3 protein-coding genes and 1 pseudogene are annotated in these 3,998 nt (G+C 43.3%); 3 read left to right on the top strand and 1 reads right to left on the bottom strand.

The annotated features are described in order from the left end of the window. Positions 1-735: signal peptide peptidase SppA (sppA, locus tag F6K52_RS33330; protein WP_293088954.1), on the bottom strand; the 735-nt coding region annotated here is incomplete at its 3' end. 331 nt (positions 736-1,066) lie between these two features. Between sppA and F6K52_RS33335 the strand changes: the two genes are divergently transcribed. The 3 genes and pseudogenes from F6K52_RS33335 to F6K52_RS33345 form a co-directional block, all read left to right on the top strand. Then, the gene (locus tag F6K52_RS33335) at positions 1,067-2,053 is read left to right on the top strand and encodes a DMT family transporter (RefSeq protein WP_293088956.1); all 987 of its coding nucleotides are present in this window, start codon (positions 1,067-1,069) and stop codon (positions 2,051-2,053) included. A 310-nt stretch (positions 2,054-2,363) separates the two neighbouring features. Then, the gene (locus F6K52_RS33340; RefSeq protein ID WP_293088958.1) at positions 2,364-3,560 is read left to right on the top strand and encodes a HEAT repeat domain-containing protein; all 1,197 of its coding nucleotides are present in this window, start codon (positions 2,364-2,366) and stop codon (positions 3,558-3,560) included. A gap of 209 nt (positions 3,561-3,769) precedes the next feature. Then, positions 3,770-3,998: pseudogene (locus tag F6K52_RS33345) on the top strand (UDP-glucose--tetrahydrobiopterin glucosyltransferase); the annotation flags it as partial.

Genomic DNA, 3,998 nt, shown 5'->3' on the forward strand with positions numbered 1-3,998 from the left:
CATAAGGTTACCCGGTAACAAACGACTCAATAATGGTTTGGGTTCTTCGATGGTGAAAGATTTGGTTTTCTCTGGGTCAAGACCCACCAATTCCGCTGCCCAGCAACGGGCATCTTCTTCAGTTCCCAGGCGATCAACCACCCCCAAGTTATGTGCTTGCTCACCAGTAAAAATCCTACCATCAGCAAAACTTTTTACCACATCTACATCTAGCTTGCGACTCTGGGCAACAGTTTCTACAAACTGCTGATAACTGGTATCGATCAACTCTTGAAGAATAGTTTTTTCCGGCTCAGTCAGTTCCCGGTCAAACGCCAAGATGTCTTTGTACGGACCTGACTTAATAACCTTAAAGGAAACACCGATTTTATCCAACAAGCGCTCTATATTATTTCCCCGTAGAATCACACCAATACTTCCAGTGATTGTACCAGGGTTCGCTACTATATGTTCCGCTCCCATGCCAATGTACACACCCCCGGATGCGGAGATATTGCCAAAGCTAGCTACAATCTTCACCTTTTCTCGCAACTTCACCAAGGCGCTATAGATTTCCTGAGAATCCCCAACTGTACCACCAGGACTGTCAATCCTTAATAGTAAGACCGGAAATTTCTTCTGTTCAACAGTTTTCAGGGCTTCGAGGACCCGTTTACGGGTACCACCAGCGATCGCCCCCGTGATTTCAATTCGAGCAATTTGTTTGAGAGATTTGCGTTTAAACGGCCAAGGCATAGGTGATTGTGAGTATCTAGTCTAGATTTAACTGATTACTGGAGCTTGTATATATAGTTTGCATCATTTTCCAAAACGGTTAGCTACTCAGATACTATAAATAAGTAAATAAGTAAATAAGTGTTTAACCAAATATAAAAAGCTCGTTTAAGCTGTCGCCCATTTAAATTGTATGTTGTTGAGTAAGCTTGAAAAATTCCAAAACTTACTACTGTGCTCCTGAGCCCCCCAGCTCCTGAGCCAAGTCTATATTTAAAGTCAATATCTAAATCAAATTTATGACAGGTGCTTGAGTGTCGGTTATTTTCGTTCTTCACTATAAATCAGGATTATGCAAATAAAAGCCAACACAATACTGTCACCAAGGTCACTACTAGGTTCACTACTGCTGATTTCCCCCTTTTTCCTATGGGGTACAGCTATGGTAGCCATGAAAGGGGTGATCCCTAACACAACCCCTCTGTTTATGGCTGGGGTGCGGTTAGTACCAGCAGGAGTTTTAGTATTAGGAGCAGCAACTGTGATGGGTCGCCCCCAGCCGAAAGGTTGGTTAGCCTGGCTGTGGATTAGCGTATTTGCCTTAGTGGATGGGGCAATGTTTCAGGGTTTCCTAGCCCAGGGATTGGTTAGCACTGGTGCGGGTTTGGGTTCGGTGATGATTGATAGTCAACCCCTAGTGGTTGCCCTACTATCAGCATTGCTCTTTGGTGAACTGATTGGACTGTGGGGTTGGTTAGGACTAGGATTTGGTATAGTAGGAATCAGCTTGATTGGCTTGCCCGATCAATGGATTTTCAGCCTTTTTACTGGCAACGCTCAAGCTATAGAATTAAGCTGGGAACAGCTGTTTGATCATGGAGAGTGGCTGATGCTCTTAGCATCCCTTTCCATGGCAGTAGGAACAGTAATGGTTCCCATTATCAGCCGCTACGCTGACCCAGTTGCTGCGGTTGGTTGGCACATGATCCTAGGAGGATTACCGTTATTTGCCCTCTCTAGTGTCATAGAATCCCAGCAATGGGTGAATATTGATGGAGTTGGCTGGATCGCATTAGCTTACTCCACCGTTCTAGGGAGTGCGATCGCATACGGTATATTCTTCTACTTTGCCTCCAAGGGCAATCTCACTAGTCTGTGTAGCTTAACCTTTCTGACACCAGTATTTGCCCTGCTATTTGGGAATTTAGTGTTGTCTGAGGTACTCAGTTCCCTACAGTGGACTGGTGTTTGCCTGACATTGCTCAGCATTTATCTAGTCAATCAGCGCGAACAAATAGCAACTCGGATCAAAGCAAGGCTTGCAAACAACAGCGGCTAGCTAGAGCCATAAACTGCGAGTGGAAACAACCAGTGAGCCTGATTGAAGGTAGTACTATCCTAGCAAAAACCTAGCGGTTGATCTGATTGGATATAATTGACATTAATCGAGCTGAAATTCTGTTGGTCGAACGACTAAAGCACGTGGGATTTAGCGTTGTGTGTTAAGTGCGTAAGCTAGAATTGGCGTTCACATTCGAGTCCTGTTTAAGTTTATGACTCGCTATTGGTCTATCATACTTGTTGCTACATGTTTGAACTGCCTAGGCTGGTTCCCAGCACCCAGCCTAGCGGTGAAATTAGAAAAAGCGATGTTCCTTAGGAACCCCTACGCGAACGCATTTTCACCTAAGAACGTCCCTGAGCCATTGCTAATCGCTCAATCTCCCACTTCTGCCACAGAAACTGACCAGCCAATTCTGCTCAAAGGGAGTCGGGGCAAAGAGGTGGCTCTTGTGCAAGCCAAGCTCAAGCATCTTGGCTTCTACGATGGGCTTGAAGATGGTGTTTATGGTGAGGATACAGAGAAAGCAGTTGCTTTATTCCAAGAATCTATTAGATTGAGAAAACTGGGTATTGTTGATTCGGTTACTAGGAAGGAATTAGAGCAAGCCTACGCTGCTAAGACGACAACCAGCAGCACGAGTCCAGCTCCAAACTCAGGTCAATCAGTCCCAGACGAACCGACTACTACGGAACCTTCCACCGAGGAAAAGAGCCTGTCATCTTGGCTGATTATCCCAGCTGTCATCTTGGCTGGTGGTGGTTTTTTCCTATTCAAGTGGTTGACTAAACCAAAACGACCCGTAGACTCACAATTAGCGCCCTCCACAGAAAATCAAGGTAAACAAGATTCTAGAGTCAATAACCTCAAAGTCCAAGTGTCAACTGACTCCCAAAACCACCATCCTCAAAGGGATTATAACCATAGCGCTAGTTATGATGTCGCCAATCCTAGCAATCCCCAACCTCAGTCATTAGGTGATTCCTTACATGTCAAAAAGACCACTCGCCTGACTAAATTTAGTATCGTCGAGGAATTAATCAGAGAATTAGAAGACCCAGACCCACAAAAACGACAACAAGCTATCTGGGAATTAGCCCAAAAGGGTGATTCTAGGGCAGTAAAGCCCCTAGTCAACTTAATGCTAGATTCTGATTCTAAGCAGCGTGGCTTGATTTTGGAAGCCTTATCCCAAATTAGCACCAAAACCCTCAAACCGATTAACAAAGCCCTAGCAATTTCTTTGCAGGATGACAACCCCCAAGTGCGGAAAAATGCGATTCGGGATGCAACGCAAATTTATGAATTACTAAATCAAGTCTTGCAGATGTTGCGTCACGCTACGGATGACCCTGATTCCGAAGTGCGAGAAACTGCAAAATGGGCAATCGATCAGTTTAATAAAATGCGCCCTCCCGCTAATTTGGATAGTTTGCCACCAGCACAAAATTATCTTAATTCATCAGAAAATCAGTCAAACCATTACGAATATAATAGCGACTAGTTAGGGAAATTCAGAACAGATAATAAAAGTTAATAACCTTTACTTACCTTGCTATAATCGTTAAAATTTAATAAAAATTGAGTAACCTTTACTGACTGTGCTTTAATTTATTTAAAATCAACGTTTTGAAGTCAACGTTTGATTAATTAATTTTAAGTTTATACTTATAGTTGTAATTATCAAAAATTACCAGGGTTAATGTTAAATTAATGAGCCAATTAAATTCCCTGAAATTGCTATTAATTTCCACCCCAGTTGGTCCGTTGGGTTCAGGGTTAGGTGGTGGAGTTGAGTTGACTGTACGTAACATTGCTACGGAATTGATTAATCGGGGTCACAGGATCACAATTTTGGCAACTAAAGGATCTACAGCTTGGGGAATGCCTCTGGTAGAAATTGATGGTGTTCTGGAAACTAGTATTCAAACTCAAACAAGAG

Origin of the sequence: Moorena sp. SIO3H5 (assembly GCF_010692395.1) — a bacterium.
Classification (GTDB): domain Bacteria; phylum Cyanobacteriota; class Cyanobacteriia; order Cyanobacteriales; family Coleofasciculaceae; genus Moorena.